This window comes from Thermoflavimicrobium daqui (assembly GCF_003313465.1).
Taxonomy (GTDB): domain Bacteria; phylum Bacillota; class Bacilli; order Thermoactinomycetales; family Thermoactinomycetaceae; genus Thermoflavimicrobium; species Thermoflavimicrobium daqui.
Window position 1 is genome coordinate 19,305 of the sequence record NZ_KZ845672.1, and the last position, 18,075, is coordinate 37,379.

17 protein-coding genes, 12 tRNA genes and 1 pseudogene are annotated in these 18,075 nt (G+C 38.9%); 6 read left to right on the forward strand and 24 right to left on the reverse strand.

Annotation, left to right across the window (positions count from 1 at the left end; all coding sequences use genetic code 11):
- Window positions 1-2: 2 nt before the first annotated feature.
- Both DL897_RS14535 and DL897_RS18695 read left to right on the forward strand, forming a co-directional pair.
- Window positions 3-1,103, forward strand: a complete 1,101-nt coding sequence (locus DL897_RS14535) for a GerAB/ArcD/ProY family transporter (protein WP_113659869.1) — start codon at window positions 3-5, stop codon at window positions 1,101-1,103.
- Window positions 1,100-2,167, forward strand: a pseudogene (locus tag DL897_RS18695) (Ger(x)C family spore germination protein); the annotation flags it as partial. The gene DL897_RS14535 and the pseudogene DL897_RS18695, both read left to right, overlap by 4 nt.
- Before the next feature lie 10 nt (window positions 2,168-2,177).
- Here the strand turns inward: DL897_RS18695 and DL897_RS14545 are convergent.
- The 21 genes from DL897_RS14545 to DL897_RS14645 all read right to left on the reverse strand — a co-directional run bounded on the left by DL897_RS14545 (window position 2,178) and on the right by DL897_RS14645 (window position 10,322).
- Window positions 2,178-3,014 (reverse strand): DUF2935 domain-containing protein, encoded by an 837-nt coding sequence (locus DL897_RS14545; RefSeq protein WP_113659871.1) that lies wholly within the window; start codon window positions 3,012-3,014, stop codon window positions 2,178-2,180.
- A 276-nt stretch (window positions 3,015-3,290) separates the two neighbouring features.
- On the reverse strand, window positions 3,291-3,746 hold the full coding sequence (locus tag DL897_RS14550; protein WP_113659872.1) for a nuclear transport factor 2 family protein: 456 nt from the start codon (window positions 3,744-3,746) through the stop codon (window positions 3,291-3,293).
- Between the two features lie 331 nt (window positions 3,747-4,077).
- Complete coding sequence (tsaD, locus tag DL897_RS14555) at window positions 4,078-5,094, reverse strand: tRNA (adenosine(37)-N6)-threonylcarbamoyltransferase complex transferase subunit TsaD (RefSeq protein ID WP_113659873.1); 1,017 nt, start codon at window positions 5,092-5,094, stop codon at window positions 4,078-4,080.
- A complete protein-coding gene (gene rimI, locus DL897_RS14560; RefSeq protein WP_113659874.1) occupies window positions 5,060-5,551 on the reverse strand; it encodes a ribosomal protein S18-alanine N-acetyltransferase in 492 nt (163 codons plus the stop codon). The genes tsaD and rimI overlap by 35 nt, the downstream gene beginning before the upstream one ends.
- Complete coding sequence (gene tsaB / locus DL897_RS14565) at window positions 5,548-6,264, reverse strand: tRNA (adenosine(37)-N6)-threonylcarbamoyltransferase complex dimerization subunit type 1 TsaB (RefSeq protein ID WP_168188807.1); 717 nt, start codon at window positions 6,262-6,264, stop codon at window positions 5,548-5,550. The genes rimI and tsaB overlap by 4 nt, the downstream gene beginning before the upstream one ends.
- A 1-nt stretch (window position 6,265) precedes the next feature.
- The gene (gene tsaE, locus DL897_RS14570) at window positions 6,266-6,715 is read right to left on the reverse strand and encodes a tRNA (adenosine(37)-N6)-threonylcarbamoyltransferase complex ATPase subunit type 1 TsaE (protein WP_113659876.1); all 450 of its coding nucleotides are present in this window, start codon (window positions 6,713-6,715) and stop codon (window positions 6,266-6,268) included.
- Window positions 6,716-6,721: 6 nt separating this feature from the next.
- The gene (gene thiL / locus DL897_RS14575) at window positions 6,722-7,714 is read right to left on the reverse strand and encodes a thiamine-phosphate kinase (RefSeq protein WP_168188808.1); all 993 of its coding nucleotides are present in this window, start codon (window positions 7,712-7,714) and stop codon (window positions 6,722-6,724) included.
- A 77-nt stretch (window positions 7,715-7,791) separates the two neighbouring features.
- Window positions 7,792-7,865, reverse strand: a tRNA-Gly gene (locus tag DL897_RS14580).
- A 29-nt stretch (window positions 7,866-7,894) separates the two neighbouring features.
- Window positions 7,895-7,971 (reverse strand) — tRNA-Pro (locus DL897_RS14585).
- Window positions 7,972-8,027: 56 nt separating this feature from the next.
- A tRNA-Leu gene (locus tag DL897_RS14590) sits at window positions 8,028-8,113 on the reverse strand.
- Between the two features lie 19 nt (window positions 8,114-8,132).
- Window positions 8,133-8,216: transfer RNA gene (locus tag DL897_RS14595), tRNA-Leu, on the reverse strand.
- A gap of 3 nt (window positions 8,217-8,219) precedes the next feature.
- Window positions 8,220-8,295: transfer RNA gene (locus DL897_RS14600), tRNA-Lys, on the reverse strand.
- 9 nt (window positions 8,296-8,304) lie between these two features.
- Window positions 8,305-8,379, reverse strand: a tRNA-Gln gene (locus DL897_RS14605).
- Window positions 8,380-8,388: 9 nt separating this feature from the next.
- Window positions 8,389-8,464, reverse strand: a tRNA-His gene (locus tag DL897_RS14610).
- A gap of 6 nt (window positions 8,465-8,470) precedes the next feature.
- A tRNA-Asp gene (locus DL897_RS14615) sits at window positions 8,471-8,547 on the reverse strand.
- A gap of 5 nt (window positions 8,548-8,552) precedes the next feature.
- A tRNA-Val gene (locus tag DL897_RS14620) sits at window positions 8,553-8,628 on the reverse strand.
- A 38-nt stretch (window positions 8,629-8,666) separates the two neighbouring features.
- Window positions 8,667-8,742: transfer RNA gene (locus DL897_RS14625), tRNA-Glu, on the reverse strand.
- A gap of 8 nt (window positions 8,743-8,750) precedes the next feature.
- Window positions 8,751-8,842: transfer RNA gene (locus DL897_RS14630), tRNA-Ser, on the reverse strand.
- Between the two features lie 4 nt (window positions 8,843-8,846).
- A tRNA-Asn gene (locus DL897_RS14635) sits at window positions 8,847-8,921 on the reverse strand.
- A 260-nt stretch (window positions 8,922-9,181) separates the two neighbouring features.
- Entirely contained in the window at window positions 9,182-9,883 is a 702-nt protein-coding gene (locus DL897_RS14640; protein ID WP_113659878.1) for a Bax inhibitor-1/YccA family protein, read from the reverse strand.
- Window positions 9,884-9,998: 115 nt separating this feature from the next.
- Window positions 9,999-10,322, reverse strand: coding sequence for a hypothetical protein (locus DL897_RS14645; protein ID WP_113659879.1), 324 nt, complete (start codon window positions 10,320-10,322; stop codon window positions 9,999-10,001).
- A 183-nt stretch (window positions 10,323-10,505) separates the two neighbouring features.
- On the opposite strand from DL897_RS14645, the gene DL897_RS14650 reads away from it, so the two are divergent.
- Window positions 10,506-11,528 carry a ThiF family adenylyltransferase gene (locus tag DL897_RS14650; RefSeq protein ID WP_113659945.1) on the forward strand — a complete coding sequence of 341 codons (1,023 nt, stop codon included), beginning with the start codon at window positions 10,506-10,508 and terminating at the stop codon, window positions 11,526-11,528.
- Between the two features lie 184 nt (window positions 11,529-11,712).
- Here the strand turns inward: DL897_RS14650 and DL897_RS14655 are convergent, their stop codons facing one another.
- Complete coding sequence (locus DL897_RS14655; protein ID WP_113659880.1) at window positions 11,713-12,615, reverse strand: NAD(P)-dependent oxidoreductase; 903 nt, start codon at window positions 12,613-12,615, stop codon at window positions 11,713-11,715.
- A 17-nt stretch (window positions 12,616-12,632) separates the two neighbouring features.
- Window positions 12,633-13,193, reverse strand: a complete 561-nt coding sequence (locus DL897_RS14660; RefSeq protein WP_113659881.1) for a thioredoxin family protein — start codon at window positions 13,191-13,193, stop codon at window positions 12,633-12,635.
- A gap of 104 nt (window positions 13,194-13,297) precedes the next feature.
- Here DL897_RS14660 and cmpA point away from each other — a divergent pair, with 104 nt between their 5' ends.
- Window positions 13,298-13,438 (forward strand): cortex morphogenetic protein CmpA, encoded by a 141-nt coding sequence (gene cmpA, locus DL897_RS14665; protein ID WP_113659882.1) that lies wholly within the window; start codon window positions 13,298-13,300, stop codon window positions 13,436-13,438.
- A gap of 155 nt (window positions 13,439-13,593) precedes the next feature.
- On the opposite strand, the gene DL897_RS14670 is transcribed toward cmpA, so the two are convergent.
- Complete coding sequence (locus DL897_RS14670) at window positions 13,594-15,750, reverse strand: Tex family protein (protein WP_113659883.1); 2,157 nt, start codon at window positions 15,748-15,750, stop codon at window positions 13,594-13,596.
- Window positions 15,751-16,045: 295 nt separating this feature from the next.
- On the opposite strand from DL897_RS14670, the gene DL897_RS14675 reads away from it, so the two are divergent.
- Entirely contained in the window at window positions 16,046-16,903 is an 858-nt protein-coding gene (locus DL897_RS14675) for a metallophosphoesterase (RefSeq protein ID WP_240627463.1), read from the forward strand.
- A 153-nt stretch (window positions 16,904-17,056) separates the two neighbouring features.
- Entirely contained in the window at window positions 17,057-18,052 is a 996-nt protein-coding gene (locus tag DL897_RS14680; RefSeq protein ID WP_113659884.1) for a hypothetical protein, read from the forward strand.
- Window positions 18,053-18,075 lie beyond the last annotated feature (23 nt).

The following is an 18,075-nucleotide window of genomic DNA, read 5'->3' on the forward strand; positions in this document are numbered from 1 at the left end:
AAATGCCCAAAGAAAATCAAGTCACCCTTTCAACAACACAGTTTACTTTTACGATCTATAAAACACAAATCGGCATCGCTATCCTAACCATTCCACGTGAATTAGTGGAGATTAGTGGATGGGATGCCATTATTTCGATGACTTTTGGATGGTTGGTTGCACTTATAATTGGTTTCTTGGTTATCCATGTGATGAAAAATAATCCGAATGAAACTATATATGAAATCCTCCCCAAATACTTTGGGAAATGGATTGGAAAGAGTTTGTGCGTGATTTGGATCTTATACTCCTTTCTTATTGCTACAGTTATTCTTCTCACTACAGTGGATATTATTTGTCTCTGGATTTTACCTAACACTCCTACTTTCTTAATTATGCTCTCTTTTATCATCCCTATTTATATGCTGATACAACGAGGTCTCCAAGCCATTGGAAGATTTGCGGAAATTGCTTACCTCATCACCATCTGGATGCCCCTTATTCTTTTGGTGTCCTTAAAAAATGGTCAATGGCTGAACCTATTACCTGTAATCAAAGAGGGCTGGCTACCCATTTTTCAGTTTATTAAACTAACGGCTCCCGCTTTTTTGGGATTTGAAATCATTTTTGTTCTCTATCCCTTTTTAGAGAAGAAAAAAGAAGCTGCGAAAGGATTTTTCATCGCCAATACTTTAACACTTGTCATTTATCTATTTGCTCTACTTATTTGCTATATTCGTTTCAGTCAAGCTGAAATTCGAGCATTTATCTGGCCTACGTTAAACTTACTTAAACTGATTCAATTTCCTTTCTTAGAACGACTAGAGATTATCTTTCTATCTTTTTATATCATCATTCTATTAATGTCAGTTGTTCCCTATTTTTATATGAGCCTAATGGGAGTTAATCGCCTATTTCATAAAAAAAAGCATATCCCACTATTACCAATGGTTTGTTTCATTTGGCTAATTATCCCCTTTATTAAATCGCCGAGTTATTTTGATGTTATTGTCATTGGGAATGTAACAAGAACTATAACCAACATCGTGACTCTCTTGATGACCACGATTCTCTACTTATATAGCTACTTTTATCGTTGGCTAAAAAAGGAGCGAGTTCCATGAAGAAAGTCAGAGGCATCTTATTATCTTTGATGCTTGTTGGCTTATCGACAGGCTGTGGTGACCAGATTTACTTGGAAGAGGCTGAAGTGATCTTAGGGATTGGGATTGATCTAAATGAAAATGATCAACTGCAGATCACCAACTCTGTTCCTATTATCAGTGAGCAGACTGCTATTGCATCTCAAATGGTAACAACTTCATCAAGGAATTTACGACAGGCAAAAGATAAACTTGATTTGTCAGTGCCTGGGAAATCAGCACTCGGGAAAATCCAAAATATTTTAATTGGAAGGCGGCTTCTCGAAAAAAAGAATCTCCTTCCTTATCTCGATGTTTTTTTCCGCAATCCCAAAAGTGAGATTAATGCTAGAGTCATCGCTGTGAAAGGTACAATCCAAGAGGTGGATCATGCCGAATTTCAAGGACGGGTTCCGGGCATTTTTATAAAAGATTTAATCGATAAATCTTATGAAAGCCGTAATTCTGTACTAACCAATTTACAACAAGTTCATCGGCAATTGCTTAATCCAGAGTCAACACCCTATTTATCCGAAATTAGCGTGGTAAATAAAAAGGTATTGATTTCTGGAACGGCTTTACTAAATCGTAATGGATTATATACTACTTCTCTAAATAAAGAAGAAACTTCCACCTTTCTCGTTTTGCTAGAAGATACAGAAAGTCCTATTCCTCTTAATTTTCCATATCGCACTGGTGAAATGAGCATTTTAGTCGAGGAAGCAAAAAATGAGATCCAAACAAAGTATGAAAATGGTCGTTTTCAATTCGATATAAAGCCAAAATTAAAAGTAGTCATCATGGAGGCAATAGGCGAAATCGACTTCCCCAAACAAAGAGATGTCCTTGAGCAGTTTATCCAAAAGGTAATAAAGAAGCGCTATGAAGATTTAATCTGTAAATTTCAACAACACCAGATTGATCCAATTGGATATGGTTTATATGTTAAAGCTTTTCATTATTCTTATTGGAAAAAGATCAAGGATCATTGGTCTGAAGAGTTTGCCAAAGCTAAAGTAACAGTTACTCCCTCTATCGAAATATCTAATTTTGGAATCAAATTGTATTCCAATAAAAGTATGGCGGATATAGGCTACAGTCGATATTTTCACGCTCCTCTTCCGGTAAGTACAACATTAGCTTATGTAAAAAATAACAACTCTCCGGGAAATGATGTTCCAAAAAGCGTAATGATAAGCTATTGATAACCTTATTATCTTTATATTGGTGTACTACTTTAGAAACAAGCTGAGTAAATGCACTTACATCCCGAATAATTTGGTGGACAAATTTGACTTGGGCAGGAAATAAAGGTCTTGTAAACCGCATATAGCCAGCAAACTGTTTGTTTTTGAGCTGATAGTATCGGAATTTCAAAACCACTTTTCTCACTTGATCCATTAATTCTTCTTCAGTGCTATCCAATCCATGAATTAAAAGTAAGGCATGACCTTCTTGGTCAAATAACCATAAGTCGAGAAAACGCTCGAAAGGAAGTAGAGGAGGATTCTGACCATGTAGGTAATATTCAAGTAAGCGAAGATACTCTGCATTTTCATCCAAAGTACCATTAAAGTAAGTGGGAGGTAGGTTAAACTGAATTTGATTGTAAATCCGTAGATGTTGGATTCTACCTTCATAATGATAATATTTACATGCAATCGGATAAATCTGATTGGCCAGCAGAATCATTTCCGCTGAAGAAACTGGAGCATTCTTTGGGAGTTGTTTCAGATGTTTTCGCAACCAAGTAAACTGATCAATATATGCTTTTGCCATCTGTGTCCAATATTTTTCTTTGGGAGAAAGATAATCATAAACAAAATAAGCATGATCTCGTAAAATCCGTAACCAAAACTCATGTTCCTCCCACGGGGTGAATCTTCTATTCATCTTCTTTTCACTCCACTCTTTATTTTATTCTTTATTTCATATATATTCACCTCATTTTTTGATAACACAAACCACCTAAAAAGAATATTTTTTACAAAAACATCTATACAAAAAGGAGGATTTTCCGATTCGAAAAGCCTCCCATCCATTTCAACTTGAGACAAAATTTCTTTTTATGGCATTTTTCTTTTTATGTTTCTCTGGCGCTGGGTAAAAAGAGACAAAATCATTTAGTTAAAAAAGGTTAGACGAGTGATAAGGTTGTCTCCAAGTTTATCAGTATTCAATTTGTGCTGCACTAGCTTCCTCCACACCCAGTTGGGCTAAGCGCTCACAAACCTCATTTAACTTATGAACATCCTCCAAATAAGTGATGATCTCAACTACTTTCGTATTTTTTACATGAAGAGTATAGGTCCCTTGATTTGCATATTCCTTTCCATCGGATGTCATCGCTTGATCTTGCCAGCGAATGATTACTTTGCAGTCGTTTACGGGGCCATCAACTTCAATATCTTCAATCTTATATGTTAAATTAGGTAATAGTTTAAATAAACGGTTAAACCAGTCTTCCAAACCTTTTACACTATTCCTTGTTCCCCCCAAAGCATGCTGTCCGGGAAAGGTATGTACAACATTCGTCGCACACATTTTTAATAAAGGATGATAATCACCTCGATTTAAAGCATCAAAAGTTTTCTTCACCATATTTTTTATAATCATATTAAACATTTATGTACCTTCTTTCTAATGGATGTTATGAAATCCTTAGACTACCTACTGTCCTTATCTTTAGCATTTATTTATCAGTTCTAATAAAAGCATGAATGAACAATGATGTCAACGGATAGAATAAATATTTTAAATTTATAAACAAAACTGTGACGAATATCTGATGTATCACCGAATATTCCCTAAAATATGAATCAAACTCTTTATATTATTGAGCGAAAAATGATGAGAACTAAACTTTGTAACAATCGCCGAATTAAAAAAAGGATTTCTCTTTTCCGCTTATCACTACGCTTCCAGAGAAATCCATGTTTTTATCTTATAGCAACGATCAATTAATTAAAGATAAATTGGGATCTGCATTTAAGGATAAGTTTGCAAATTTTCCTTCATAAAATAGATAAGTTCCTGCTGCTGCAATCATTGCTGCATTATCTGTACATAGCTCTAATGGAGGAATTCTTAGATCTATTCTCTCTTGTTCACATCTGTTGGCTAACTGTACTCTCAATCCACTGTTTGCTGATACCCCTCCAGCTAGAAGTAACTGTTTCACACCTGCTTTTTTTACTGCCCGAATCGATTTTTCTACCAAAACATCCAGCACAGCTTGTTGGAAACTTGCAGCAAGATCCGCTTCATTTATCTTTTCATTACGCCCCTCAGCTTTTTGTATGAGTTGCATAACTGATGATTTAAGTCCGCTAAAACTAAAATCGAGTGAATCTGACTCTAACCAAGCACGAGGTAAATCATAGCTAGGAGAACCTTGTGTCGCTAATCGATCAATCTGTGGACCTCCAGGATAAGGAAGCCCCATTAACCGAGCTACTTTATCAAAAGCTTCACCGGCAGCATCATCTCTCGTTCTACCTAAATGCACAAAGTGATTATGCTTTTCCATATAAATTAATTCAGTGTGCCCACCAGAGACAACTAATGCAACCAATGGAAATTGAAGCGGTTTAACCAAATGATTAGCATAAATATGACCAGCTATATGATGTACGCCAATCAAAGGGATACTTGTCGCAAAGGATAGAGCTTTTGCAGCAGCTACACCAATCAATAATGCCCCTACTAAACCTGGTCCTTGTGTAACAGCAATCGCATCTAACTCAGACAGATCTACATTTGCTTTGGTTAGTGCTTCTTCAATAATCAACGTCATTCTTTCAACATGTCGCCGTGAAGCAACCTCTGGAACAACGCCACCGAACCGACGATGTACATCCATTTGCGAAGAGATTATATTGGATAAAACATCTGTTCCATTTAAGACAACTGCTGCAGAGGTTTCGTCACAACTTGTTTCAATCCCGAGTACTAGACTTTGCTTTTTTTTCATTAAATGTCACCCACATAATTAAGGCATCTTCTTGATTATCTGAATAATATTTTGGGCGTATGCCCGATGGGACAAAACCCATCTTTTTATATAACGATTGAGCAATATGATTGGAAACTCTTACTTCCAAAGTCATTTTGTTCGCCCCAAGCATTTTAGCCGTTTCCATTACATACATTAATGTAGCTTCTCCGAGTCCCTTCCCACGATAATTTGGGTGGATAGCAATATTGGTTATATGAGCTTCATCCAAAATAATCCAGAGTCCACAGTAACCAATCACTTTATCATTTATGGTTACTACTGTATAATGAGCAAATTGGTTTCGCACTAGCTCATTGTAAAAAGCTTGTTTAGGCCATGGGGCACTAAATGAATTGACCTCCACATCGAGAATAGAGGAGAGATCAGATACTTCCATCGGACGAAACGCGATTTTCTCATTTTGGTAGCTCATGCTCTCTCTCCATTTCTCTGCTTTTGTAACCACTTCGCTTCCGCTTCTGTCATTTGCAGATAATCTGGAGCAAACATTTGACCTTCTGGTTGCTCTCCACGCTTAAGCTTCTGATATGCGATCCAACCTAATTGACTTGGACGTGGGATATTTTCAGCCGGATTTCCAAAGATAGCCTGTTCACTTAGCTTTAGGATGATTGGCTCATGAAAACGCGCTACATCATCACCTAAAAATAAAACAGGTTCTGCTAGAGCCTTTATTTGGTCTAACCATCCATCTAGAGAAGCCACTTGTGGTTGTATCACTTCGATTAACTGTTCTCCCTTTCGTCGGTATACACCTGAATAAGCTCGTTGTCTTTTGGCATCAAATAACGGGACAATGAGCCCTTCAAAACGGTACCCATTCATGGCGAGTACAGTTAAACTCGATTCACTATATAGTGGGATTTTCCTCGCCCAAGCAATGGTCTTAGCAGTCGTTACTCCTATCCGTATTCCTGTATATGAACCGGGGCCATTAGTGACAGCAATCGCTTCAATCTCACTAAGTGGAATATCCAAATCTTGGAGCAGACGATCGATCGTTGGCATCAATCGAACGGAGTGATTTTTTAGCAGATTAGTTGTCACTTCACCTAGCACTTTTTCATTTTCAAGTACGGCTACTCCCATTACCAAGGTAGTCGTATCCATCGCTAGTATTTTCATATCAAAGCCCCCCCTTGCATAGCTGCTTCGCTCGTATATGTGTAGAGCGAATTTCAATCTTACGGGAGTCATCAGGTTGTACAGTGATAGAAAGATAAATCGTTTCCTCTGGTAGGATAGAGGCAATCCGAGAAGCCCACTCTACTAAACAGATCCCTTCGCCGTAAAAATATTCATCAAGTCCTAATTCTGCCTCGGCAGTTTCCAAGCGGTAGACATCCATGTGATAAAAGGGATATACACCCAAATATTCCTTAATAATCGTGAAGGTAGGGCTGTCTACATGTCTTGTAATACCTAATCCTTCTGCCAGACCTTTTGCAAAAGTGGTTTTACCAGCTCCAAGATCTCCTTCAAGAGCCAACACATCACCTGGTTTTAATTGCTTAGCAAGTCTTCGTGCTAAATCTTTCGTTTCTGCTTCAGAACGTGTAAAAAACTGACAAGTCATTCCTAATCACCTATCTGCAAAATGATTATATCCACCTTGTGGGAGAGTCATACAAGTTCCTCCCAAGTTGACTTTCACAGTTGGCTCTCCTGTTTCAATATGACCGATCCTCGTAAGACAAAATCCTAATTCTTTAGCCATTTGTTTTAATTTTACCCAGTTTTCTTGACTTACTGTACCTATAAGCTGATAATCTTCGCCACCAAACCAAACCCATTCATATGGATCTTTTTGCACTTTTTTAGCAAACTGTACCATTGAATGTGATAAAGGAATTTTATCCTTATCTAATACAATTGCTACCTGACTCGCTCTTGCAATTTCCCAAGCTTCTTGAGCCAGTCCATCACTAATATCATCACAAGTCAAACGAAACCCGGTTTCAACAAGCTTCCGACCTATTTCGATCTGTGGTTGAGGCCTACAATGTGCAGCTACGAGTTTAGGGAAATGCTCAGTTTTTGTTGGATGATTTAATAATAAATGAAGTCCTGCTGCTGAGTCTCCCAGAACTCCCGACACAAATACAATATCTCCGGGCTTAGCTGAGGAACGTAAAAGAGCTTGACCATGCTCGATTTCTCCAAGCAATGTAATTGTCAGTGTCAGATCACTTGGAGCTTTCACAGTATCCCCACCCATGATCGTAACCTGGTACTGGTTAGCCAAGGTATATATTCCATGATAAATCTCTTCAATTTCAGCTAACGCCCAAGAAGGAGGAACTGCAACTGAAACTAATGCATATGTAGGAACTCCTCCCATTGCCGCGATATCACTTAGATTGGAGGCAAGGAGCTTCCATCCAATATCAAAAGGCTGCATGGTTTCACGAAGAAAGTGAATTGTTTCTACCATAGTATCACAAGTCATTACCAATGAGCGATTTGGATGTGGTACGACTACAGCTGCATCATCCCCCACATCTACTTCAATACGATTAGTTTGTATTTGACGATGGGCAAGTAAGGAATGAATGAAAGAAAATTCACCATTCACTATGATTTCCTCTTTTCTTTTCTACAAGTGGTAAATAAAATAAAGAGCCGCAGCTAACGCCGCGACTCAAGTTTGTATGGAGCGGGTGAAGGGAATCGAACCCTCGCATTCGGCTTGGAAGGCCGATGTTCTACCACTGAACTACACCCGCATATTTAATTCATCAACACTTATTCGGGATGGTCGGGGTGACAGGATTTGAACCTGCGACCTCCTCGTCCCGAACGAGGCGCTCTACCAAGCTGAGCCACACCCCGTAATATTATTCATATGAAATATTACTCTTGGTAGTGCAAGCTGCCTTTATATGAATTGGTGCGGTCGGCGAGACTCGAACTCGCACGGTCATAGACCACTACCCCCTCAAGATAGCGTGTCTGCCGGTTCCACCACGACCGCAAACTATATGATTTTAAATTGGTGCGGGTGGAGGGACTTGAACCCCCACGCCATAGGCGCTAGAACCTAAATCTAGTGCGTCTGCCAATTCCGCCACACCCGCATATGGTGAGCCATGAAGGACTCGAACCTTCGACCCTCTGATTAAAAGTCAGATGCTCTACCAACTGAGCTAATGGCTCATAAATTTTTGGCTGGGAAGGTAGGGATCGAACCTACGCATCACGGAGTCAAAGTCCGTTGCCTTACCACTTGGCTACTTCCCAACTATAAAGTGGGGCGACTAGTGGGAATCGAACCCACGAATGCCGGAGCCACAATCCGGTGCGTTAACCACTTCGCCATAGCCGCCATAAGTGGCGGAGCTGACGGGATTCGAACCCGCGATCTCCTGCGTGACAGGCAGGCATGTTAGGCCTCTACACCACAGCTCCGCAAGTGGTGGACGGTGACGGGATCGAACCGCCGACCCCCTGCTTGTAAGGCAGGTGCTCTCCCAGCTGAGCTAACCGTCCATGGGGTAGGCTAGATATGTCTAACCTACTTTATAAAATGGTGACCCGTAGGGGATTCGAACCCCTGCATGCCAGCGTGAAAGGCTGGTGTGTTGACCGCTTCACCAACGGGCCAGAATGAATGGCGGAGAGAGAGGGATTCGAACCCTCGCGGGGCTAGTAGCCCCCTAACGGTTTAGCAAACCGTCCTCTTCGGCCTCTTGAGTATCTCTCCAAAATGGCTCCCCAGGCAGGACTCGAACCTGCAACCTACCGGTTAACAGCCGGGCGCTCTACCATTGAGCTACTGAGGAATGCTTTAAATTTATATCCGCTATCAACAGCGGCGAGATTAATTATAGCTCATTTTCCATTACTTTGCAAGAGGCTTTTTTATCTTTTTCGCTTTGCTTATTATCTCGAAGCGACTCTTATAATTTATCATGGCCTTTTAGTTTCGTCAAGGGTTTTTTATAAAAAACTATTATTTTATTTTTTATCCTCTTATAATCACTATTTATAGGATATAAGACACAAAAAGCCCCTGCTAAAAAGCAGGAGCTTTAAATCTCAATCAGTCATCACTACCTAAAATATAGATCAGATTTTTGAAAATCGCTAAAAAGTCAATATAGAGCATCAATGCACCAAAAATCGCAAATTTAGTCGCAGTCTCTTCGTCCATTGCCTGATCTCCGATCGCTTTGATCGATTGAATATCATAAGCGGTAATAAAGCAAAAGAGACCAACAATAATATAAGAAAGAATTAAGGTAAACATACTGCTTTTTAAGAAGAAGAGATTGATCAAAGTCGCAAGGATAATCCCAATGAGCGCCATGAATATAATACTACCGAACTTACTTAGATCTCGCTTCGTCACAAATCCAATCAATGCAGAAATTCCAAACATCCCTGCCGCAATAAAAAAGGCTGCACCAATCGTACCGATATTAAAGTAGGCTAAAATGACGGTGAAAGTAACCCCATTTAATGCAGCATAAAAAAAGAAAGCTAACGTCGCAAAAAAGGAAGAAATGCGATTAAGTAGAAACGATAGCCCTATTACAGTAATCAGCTCTAAAGCGATAATTCCATAAAACATAGCTTTATTCTGTACTAACATTTGAGGAACATTTGGATTCATACTTAAGGCAATCGCCACAATAGCTGTAAGTGATAATCCAACAAACATCCATGAAAAAACACGTTGCATTAGACGCTGTTGCGTTTTAGCTGAAGTGGAAGTATGCATTCTTGGAAAATTGGGTTCCATAAAAATTCTCCCCCTATTAATTCATTTCACTTACTAGTATAAAGTGAAGTATATAGAAGATCAAGCGATCCACGAACGAAGGTTCGATTATGCTAGATCCTCTTTTTATGTTTATCTATATGATCATTCCAGACTCTTTCATTCTTGTTTTTGTTTCTTCAGTTCCCAATCGATAAATCATTCGGTAAACCTCTTCCAATCGATCATCATAATTATGTTCTGCCTGTCTTTCTTTATTTTTATATGGTAAATGCGCTTGTATAAATGTATCTAAGTCTTCTTCAGCTATCTCAGAAAATAAATGCTCAAGCTCTTTAATTTCTTGAGGAGTTGCTTTGATTTCAAAATCATAAACGGCATCAAAATCATGTGCTTGTTCATGAATTTCACCAGCATTAGGACCTAAGTCAACTGCTATATAATAGGTTTTTTTCTCCATTTTTCTTAACTCCTTTAAGGTTAAAGTATCACCCAAATGCTCTTTATTCTAAAAAAATGATCTTATCTTTATCTCTTTCCTATCTTTTCTATATACATACCTAACAAAATTCTTTTCCCTTTGATGCGTTATCATGAGAAAATAATATAGAAGCTTTTCTCTAAGGGAGAGATCGATATGACCATCGACACGAAACGTTATTCTAGACAAATTTTATTTCCGCCCATAGGTAAAAACGGGCAAGAACGACTGATGCAAGCTAAGATTGCCATTGTAGGAATGGGAGCCCTCGGTACCGCTCTGGCTAATCATATGGCACGTGCTGGAATAGGGTATATACGTGTAATCGATCGTGACTTTGTCGAAGAAAGCAATTTACAACGACAAATGCTTTTTGATGAAAAAGATGCCCATGAGCAAATACCAAAAGCAATCGCAGCAAAGCAGAAACTCGAAATGATTAATTCACATATTCAGATTGAAGCTGAAGTGACAGACCTTAATTGGCGAAACGCTGAAACACTTTTATCAAATGTCGATTTAATTTTAGATGGAACTGATAATTTTTTAGTTCGCTACTTAGTAAATGATGTTAGTTTAAAGCACCATATTCCATGGATTTATGGGGGAGCAGTCAGTGCACGTGGAATGACTTTTACCATTCGCCCTGGAATCACTGCATGTTTACGTTGTCTTTTCCCCAGTCCACCTACACCGGGAAGTGCTGAGACTTGTGATACAGCAGGAGTAATTGGTCCTATTATCCATATGGTTACTTCATTCCAAGCTACGGAAGCGTTGAAATTATTGATAAACGATACGGAGTCACTCGATACGCGATTACGTCATATAGAGCTATGGAAAAATCATCATACTACCATGGATGTAAGGAAAAACCCTGAATGTCCAGCCTGTCAGAAACATCAATATGAATTTTTACAGCCACAACAGCATGAAGAACTTGCTGTGTCGCTTTGCGGACGACAAACGATCCAAATTTCCCCAACTCGTTCGACACAGTTGAATTTAAATCATCTTGCTTCACAATTACAATCTGTAGGGAAAACTGAGTTAAATCCTTTTCTACTTCGGGTAACCATAGATCCCTATCGATTAGTAGTATTTCCCGATGGGCGCGTTCTTGTACAAGGAACCGATGAAATTTCAATTGCAAAAACATTAGTCGCAAAGTATATTGGTATGTAATTAAAATAAAAATGTTTATTCTGATAAAAATGGGTTTCTCTAGAAATTTAGAGAAACCCATTTCAATTTACCTATAAAATCCTCTTATAGAATAGAGCATGTTGCATTATTTAATCAAAAACCTAAACGATTCCTAAACTTTGTAACGTAGCTATAGAGAAAATAGCGATTAGAATGGATCCTATTATTTTTCAGGTGTGATCTTAATCTGTGCTAGCTGTTCCATGACACGAATCAGAGCATGAGTCCCATCCTCATCTCCACCCATTGCCTGTACAGAACGTAATAGTTGTTGAACCATTGATGTACCAAGCATAGGAATTTCCATCCGCTCAGCCTCTTGTAAGGCAATACGGAGATCTTTTTGCTGGAAGCGAACCGAAAAGCCAGGATCTAAATCTCCCTTGACTACTCGTGGTCCTAGATTGGACAGAGCCCATGATCCACCAGCACCTTGGGTTGTAACCTCTAACATTTTTTCTAAATCTACTCCAGCTTTTTTAGCAAAAGTGAATGCTTCTACCATTGCTAATAAATGAACGCCACATAAAATTTGATTACAAGCTTTTACAGTTTGTCCTGCACCAATCGGTCCACAATGGACAATGGACTTGGCCATCGGTTCCAAGATCGGACGAGCTTTTTCTAGAACTTCTGCTTCTCCTCCCACCATAATCGATAAAGTTCCTTCTCTTGCCCCGATGTCACCACCACTTACAGGGGCATCAAGCATATAAACGTTTTTGGCAGCCGCATGTTTCGCTATTTCTCGTGTCGCATTGGGAGAAATCGTGCTCATATCGATCAAAATAGTCCCTGGGCGTGCTCCAGACAAAATCCCGTTCTCGCCTTCGACTACTTCACGCACATCGGGCGTATCACCCACCATGGTAATCACTATATCACTTACTTTTGCCACCTCTTTAGGAGAACCTGCAACCTTTGCCCCTAACTTCATGGCTTCCTCCATTTTTACAGGAGTTCGATTCCAAACTGTGACAGGGAAACCAGCTTGGTAAATATGTCGCCACATCGATTTCCCCATAATTCCTAAGCCGATAAATCCTACATGGATTGTTTGAGTCATTTTTATTGCTCCTTCCTTTAAAAAGTAGCTAATAGTTTTCCAATGATACTCGATTTTACAAAGTCCCAAATCGTAGTGTCATTAGAAATACGCTCCCGAAAAGTTTGAATCATCTCTTTTTGTTTTTCGGCAAAAGTAGGATCATCTTGAGGTGGAAGTGCTTTCCTCATTTCAGTGACCATCTGTTGTACTTCTGGCGCTCGAGGCCCCCATACAGCTCTTTCCTGTCCTTGCTCATCGATCAGAATAAAAATAGGGATCGAACGCGATGTTCCATTGGTTAGATATTGGTCCATTAGCTCTAAATTTTCATCTCGAATTAAAAACCGCATATCGATTTCAAGAACTTCCGTGATCCGCTTCATAATCGGAACACATAGCATAGCGTCACCACACCAGTCCGCTGTTAGGGAAATCATACGCCATCCTTTTTTCTGATTAGCCTCTAAAAGAGATTGTTCTTCTACTGTTAGTGCTACATTTTCATAAATATGAAGCATTTCTTGCTGATTTGTATTCATACCTTCTACATATGCTTGGAAAGTTTGTCCTTTGTCAAACCAGTCATTTAAATTCATCATGTTTCCCTCATTTACATATAAAATTTGTCTCAAACAAACACGAACAACTTTATTATCTCATAAACTGAAAAATAGAGTGATACAAAAAGGGGGCGTTTTTTTTGCCCAGATGGCTAATTAAACAACTGAAACAAGCATTTTACAACCGAGATCGCAGACAGATTCGTTTCCTAAATCAGTGTTGGTTCTCCTTTTATGAAAAAGAATACACCCGTAAGAAAAAACAGTCTGCTTCCTTCTGACCTAAAAGGGCAATGGGTATCCAAAGTTCTTATATTTGTAGTGCTGTTCATCATTCGATTAAAAGTTTGGATTAATCCTTATTAAAACCCATCTTAAAACAAAAACATGACATCAATCATTCATTGATATCATGTTTTTGTTTTATATGTAAATATTACTTTTTCTCCAACTCTTCATATGGAATCATACTTAAACCAACGCGCTCCCGTTCTTCATCTACTGTCATCACCCATACATCGACAATATCGCCAACGGTTACTATATCCATCGGGTTTTTTACAAATCGCTTGCTCAACTTGGAGATATGGACTAATCCATCATGTTTTAACCCGATATCAACAAAAGCACCAAAATCCACAACATTACGGACTGTTCCTGTTAGCTTCATTCCTATATGTAGGTCTTTGATTTCCAATACATCTGAGCGTAATAAAGGTGCAGGCAGTTCTTCACGAGGGTCTCGTCCCGGACGAAGTAAAGCTTCAATAATATCGCGTAAGGTAGGCACTCCACAGCCAAGTTGCGATGCGGTTGTTTCAATATCGAGTTCTCGCAATCGATCATTACAATCTATGCTGCCAATTTGCTCTGGATGGATTTCAATCAACCCGAGTAACTTTTCAACCACTGTATAGGACTCTGGGTGGATTGGAGTTTTATCAAGCGGATTTTCTCCATCCATAATTCGCAAGAACCCGACACACTGTTCGTATGTTTTAGCTCCTAAACGTGGGACCTCTTTTAGTTGATTGCGATGACTAAATCTACCTATCTCTTCTCGCTTCTTTACAATATTTTTGGCTACATTTGCGCTAATTCCTGAGACATACTGAAGTAGTGCTGATGAAGCTGTATTCACATTGACACCGACATAGTTTACAGCTGATTCTACAACGGTGGTTAGGCTCTCACTAAGCCTCTTTTGTGATACATCATGCTGATATTGTCCTACACCAATTGACTTTGGATCAATCTTGACAAGCTCAGCAAGAGGATCTTGTAAGCGACGGGCAATAGAGATGGCACTTCGCTGTGCTACATCTAAGTCAGGAAACTCTTCTTTTGCCAGTTTGGATGCAGAATACACACTTGCACCAGCTTCATTAACAATCACATAGTATACTGGACGACCTACCTCTTTAATAAGGCTTGCGACAAAGCTTTCTGTCTCACGGGAAGCTGTTCCATTTCCGATGGCAATGACATCAATTGGATATTTTTCTAATAATCCTTGTACGATTTCTTTTGCCTGATCCAGCTGATTATGTGGTGGAGTCGGGTAAATCACCCCTACTTCCCAGAGTTTTCCTGTATCATCCACCACTGCCCACTTACAGCCGGTACGATAAGCTGGATCAATACCAAGAACCGTTTTCCCTTGGATGGGTGGCTGTAAGAGCAGATGACGCAGATTTTCGGAAAAAATATGTATAGCTTGCTCCTCCGCTTTCTCTGTCATCATTGAATGTACTTCCCTTTCAATCGAAGGGGCGATGAGGCGTTTATAGCTATCCTGAATCACTTGTTCTAGATAACTATAGAGGGATTGCGGAAACCACTCTTTTAAACGAGTAAAGATCGCCTCTTCCTCTACCTCGATTTTTACCTTTAAAAACTCTTCTCTCTCCCCACGATTAACAGCAAGTACACGGTGTGAAGGAATGGTACGAACTGGCTCTTTATAATCATAATACATTTCATAAACTGAGCGCTTTTCGGTATCTTTTGCTTTCGAAACGAGCATTCCAGTTGTCCAAGTATACTCTCGTACCCATTTACGGATTTCTGCATCTTCAGAGAGTTCTTCTGCCAAAATATCCATGGCTCCCCTAATAGCATCTTCCACCGTCTCTATGCCTAACTCCGCATTAATGAATTCAACCGCTTTTGCATCAACACTAGCTTGATCATTGGCAACAAGCATCCCTTTCGCTAACGGCTCCAGTCCTTTCTCTTTCGCCATGGATGCACGTGTTTTTCGCTTAGGACGATAAGGCAAATAAAGGTCCTCTAATTCTTGTAGCTTGGTTGCCTTTTCGATTTTTACACGTAATTCATCCGTAAGCTTACCCTGCTCGTCAATCAAACGAAGGACTTCTTCACGACGCTGATTTAGCTGTGTAAGATAATGGAAGCGCTCCTCAATTGCTCGTAATTTCTCTTCATCCAACTCTCCTGTTTGTTCTTTTCGGTAGCGAGCAATGAAAGGAATTGTATTACCTTCTTGCATCAAATCGACACTTCGTTTTACTTGTTGAAATCGAATACCCAGCTCTTCGGAAATCATTTGATACATTTGTTCTAAGTTCAAATAGCTTCACCCCTATATCTCAATCAAAGGATCTATCTTAGTCAGATTAAAAAAAAGATCTATATCATTAAATTTCATTTTTTCCTATTTATTGTATCACTTTGTATCTGAAAAAGTTGTTTCTCTTTTTCTACAAAACTCATTTTTCGAGGATTGGATAAACCATCATAGAGTTCTACTTTTCTCAATTGCTATCCAATTTCTATACTATACAATTTATAATAAGTTTGTCCTTGATCTCAGCTATTCATCGCTTTTGTAATTTACATCATGATAAGATAAGGAGCCTCCATTCATGACTCAACCTGAAATGTCACGTCGAACGTTTTTGAAAAAAGCCGCTATAAAATGGTCTAGCCTTAGTATTCTAGGGTTTTCCGGAGTTTATGCCTTTGGAATAGAACCTCATTGGATAGACATTACCCATGAGACCATATCACTATCTACATTACCCAAGTCGTTTATAGGCACACGTATCGTACATATCAGTGACCTTCATCTAGGATTTTATATGGATACCGATGATTTAATCGAACTAGTCCTACAGATTCAACAACTTCAACCTGACCTATTGTGCTTTACAGGTGATCTTGTAGATCATGACCCAGCTATTAGTTTAGCAGCAATCCCTTATCTAAAAAAATTACAAGCTCCACTAGGAAAGTTTGCTGTACTAGGAAACCATGATTATCAAAGAAATGCAGCAGTAGTTACGCAATCCCTTACAAAAGGTGGCTTTCAAGTTTTAAATAACTCACATCGAATTCTACGAAAACATACAGATCAAATTGCCATCATTGGTGTTGAAGATCAATTAATGGGTCAGCCAAATCTGGCTAAGGCTTGCGAAGGACTCTCTAAAACTTGTTCTATCTTACTTTCTCACTGTCCAGATTTCGCTGAGGAGATCACATCATTTCCCATTGGACTACAACTATCGGGTCATAGCCACGGAGGACAGGTTCGTCTCCCGTTCGTTGGGCATCTAATGACTCCTACCTACGCAAAAAAGTATGTTGAGGGTCTATATCAAATGGAAGAAAATGAGCTTCAGGTATATGTAAATCGTGGTATAGGTACGACAATTTTACCTGTTCGCTTCTTCTGTCGTCCACAGATTAGTGTAATTGAACTAAAAAAAGCGAAGCCATGACTTGACCCTATTAAATAAACAACCAACGTCCCAAATCATTTAAAGAGGATGTTGGTCGTTTATTTTGCATTTAAGTTAAATATAGCATTGAATATTCTGTCACTTATATTGTAAAATACTAGATAATATTGAAAATTAAAGGAGGATCACTTTATGAAAGATCACGAATTGGAGGAAGCGATGCAATTACTGGAAGGATTTCGTACTGATCTTGATCCGCTACTCCCACATCAACCTAGTGAAAAACCCGAAAGCAAATTAAGAATCAATCATCATTCTCTCAAAAAAATAAGTGCAACTGTTCTAGTTACTTTCTTGCTTTCAGGTGGAGTTTTTGCTACAATAATGAATTCATCAACTTCGATTTTCTCCCGACTATTACCCAGCTCATTACAATTCGGTGGACAAGCTCCTATGGTTACCCAAACAAAACCATCTCAATCCAACGATAAGCCTATGAAAAATTTAGCAAAAAATCCATTTACACCAGATGATCAATCCGATCTTAAAGCACAAAAAGAGAAGCCATCCATTTCGATACATAAAGAAAAAGAAAAATCATCCTCCTATGAAGAGCAACAAGTATCTATCCCTCAAGCCAACTTATATCGTTCCAATCGATCCAATGCAAAATCTAAAAGAGAACCCAAACAGGAAAAGCACAAAGAACTAAATCGGTCCATTTACAAGAAAAACATAGATATGCCCAAGCTAAATCGTTCTTATCTAGACAAGAAATTTGAAACAAGGACTAACTATCTCAAGGATCAAAACCAATCATTGATTAAAGTAATCCATCATGGTACCCATCATAAGCTCCAACATTCGCAGTATCTAAAAAACGTTACTTTCTTAAAGCCACGCAAACACCAAGAATTTCCACAGGTTAATTTGACAGATAATAAAAACTTATCTAAGAGTTATAAAGATAAATCTCTTCCTTTTACTTTTTACCTAAACCAGCATTTAAAATGCACTTTAATGATTAGCAATTCTCACAAACATACATATCCATTTCAATTAATCATTGAAAGTAGGAAGAATGGGAAAAAAGAACAAATTAGGATGGAAGGCGAATTCCGCATTCGAAAAGCCAAAAAAAGAACGATCCCTACAAAACATTTATCTCCTAACCGTCATTCTGTATAAATAGTCACGTGCGAAAATATACT